The sequence below is a fragment of the Bacillus cereus group sp. BfR-BA-01355 genome (assembly GCF_022663675.1).
Classification (GTDB): domain Bacteria; phylum Bacillota; class Bacilli; order Bacillales; family Bacillaceae_G; genus Bacillus_A; species Bacillus_A thuringiensis_S.
On record NZ_JAKUFY010000405.1, the window covers coordinates 1 to 259 of the forward strand.

A 259-nucleotide genomic window follows, 5' to 3' on the forward strand; every position below is an offset into this window, starting at 1 on the left:
ACTGCAGTCTACGCCGTTAGCAGAAGTTCCGCCCCAAACGTATGGTACACCTTGCATTGATTTTGCATATGCAAGTACGGAAGAACTGTCGCCACTATTATTGCCTGTATTATTATTGTTGTTATTGTTATTTTGGTTATTGTTAGGCTTATTATCTACTGCGCCTCCAACTGGTGTTTTAGATAGGTAACGTGTTCCGATATAACCAGTTTGACCGTTGTAGTTAATTTTGCTCCATCCAGAGTTTTCAGAGATTACT

At 39.8% G+C, this 259-nt stretch carries 1 pseudogene; it reads right to left on the minus strand.

Features of this window, described 5'->3' with window-relative positions:
- A pseudogene (locus MR167_RS32245) lies at nt 1–259 on the minus strand (peptidoglycan endopeptidase); the annotation flags it as partial.